Origin of the sequence: Gilliamella sp. Fer4-1 (assembly GCF_001690515.1) — a bacterium.
GTDB classification, from domain to species: Bacteria; Pseudomonadota; Gammaproteobacteria; order Enterobacterales; family Orbaceae; genus Gilliamella; species Gilliamella apicola_C.
The window spans coordinates 1-1,427 of the sequence record NZ_LZGZ01000092.1 but is presented as its reverse complement, the minus strand read 5'-3'; the positions used below and the strand labels follow the sequence as shown (position 1 = coordinate 1,427).

Sequence of the window (1,427 nt, the reverse complement as noted above, 5' to 3'; positions counted from 1 at the left end):
GTTTTTCTTCTTTCGATTTTTTTATGACGATTCATAATAAACCAACATAAGGAATTGATCATATCTAATGAAAGTTTATAAAATATTAAATAACAATGTTATTGTTACACTTGATGATAAAGGCAGTGAATTAATTGTCACTGGGCGTGGAATTGGGTTTAAAAAGCGTGAAGGCGATTTAATCGATCCTAGTCAGATAGAAAAGCAGTTTTCACTAGATAATAAAGTCATATTGCCAAAATTTAAAGAATTGCTTTCAGAAATCCCTTTTGAAGTATTGACGACATCTGAAGTTATCATTAATCATGCAAAAAAATGTATAGATGGCAAATTGCAAGATAGCATTTATATTTCGTTAACAGATCATATCCATTTTGCCATTGAGCGCCATAAACAAGGATTTAATATACCCAACGGTTTTTTATGGGAGATCAAAAAATTTTACCCTAAGGAGTTTCAAATTGGTTTATACGCCTTATCAATTATAAAAAAGCGGTTATCAATTGAGTTACCCGAAGACGAAGCGGGTTTTATTACTTTTCATATCATCAATGCACAATTAAATGGCACCATGCCCAATATTGTCAACATGACAAAAATCATGCGTGAAATCCTTAATATCGTAAAATATCATTTTAAATTTGAATATGATGAAGATTGTTTGTCCTATCAGCGCTTTGTTACCCATTTAAAATTTTTTGCTCACCGTATCTTAAGTCAAAACAAACAAACACAACAAGATAGCTCCTTATATGAATTAATTCGGCAAAAGTATGAGCTAGCCTATCTTTGTACTAAACAGATCGATTTACATTTAATACAACAATACCAGCACCCTTTAACTGACGATGAAAGTTTATATTTAACCATACATATCGAACGATTGCGCATGGAACTTAAAAAACAATAATGTGATATGAGTCACATTTTAATCATTACATTTCAAATCACTATGTTCATCCAGCCTAAATTATGTTAGCTTAAGTCAATCATTTTTGGATTGTTATTGCATAGTATAAAATGAATTGCTATGTGAGCAAAACCTGAGCACCTCTCTTAAAGAGGGACTTAGGTTTTTTTTTGCATAAAAAAGGATAAGGTATGAAAAATAAACAACTTGCCGAGTCAATTATTGAACTTGTAGGCGGTAAGGAAAACATTATCAGCCTAGTACACTGTGCAACTAGACTTAGATTTGCATTAAAAGATGAATCAAAAGCAGACGCAGAAGCAATAAAAAAACAAGTTGGTGTGATTACTGTTGTACAAAGTGGTGGGCAATTTCAGGTTGTTATCGGCAATAATGTTGCAGATGTATTTAGTGATATTATGGCACTAACAAACCTTAGTGAAAAACCAGCAACGGAGACACCAGCAGGCACTAAAAAAGGTGTAGTGTCAAAACTGATTGATTTAGTGTCAGGCAT

At 32.4% G+C, this 1,427-nt stretch carries 2 protein-coding genes; both read left to right on the top strand.

Translation table 11 applies throughout. The features are described from left to right. Positions 1-67 precede the first annotated feature (67 nt). A complete protein-coding gene (gene licT / locus A9G30_RS03545; RefSeq protein ID WP_065583388.1) occupies positions 68-910 on the top strand; it encodes a BglG family transcription antiterminator LicT in 843 nt (280 codons plus the stop codon). A gap of 191 nt (positions 911-1,101) precedes the next feature. Beyond that, on the top strand, positions 1,102-1,427 hold a 326-nt coding region (locus A9G30_RS03540), incomplete at its 3' end, for a glucose PTS transporter subunit EIIB (protein WP_176700831.1).